The 235-nt window shown below is 63.0% G+C and carries 1 protein-coding gene; it reads right to left on the reverse strand.

What is annotated here, in order from left to right:
• Positions 1-235, reverse strand: a 235-nt coding sequence (locus tag QSV46_RS41090) for an enoyl-CoA hydratase-related protein (RefSeq protein ID WP_314964518.1), incomplete at both ends; no start/stop codon positions are given.

Below are 235 nucleotides of genomic sequence, written 5' to 3' on the forward strand. Positions count from 1 at the left end.
GTGATAGGGGATGCGTTTTGGCAGCTTGATCGTTGCTGCATCGGCCAGCACTCCGGCACGGATCTCCGGCAGCGCGAAGGACGAATGGTCGGAGGCATAGATCAGGTCGCATGACAGCGCCAGTTCGAAGCCGCCGCCGACGGCCATGCCGTTGACGCAGGCGATCACTGGCTTGTTGAGGTCACGCAGTTCCTGCAGTCCGCCGAAGCCGCCGACGCCATAATCGCTGTTGCCC

It is taken from the genome of Bradyrhizobium cosmicum (genome assembly GCF_032290525.1).
Classification (GTDB): Bacteria; Pseudomonadota; Alphaproteobacteria; order Rhizobiales; family Xanthobacteraceae; genus Bradyrhizobium; species Bradyrhizobium cosmicum_A.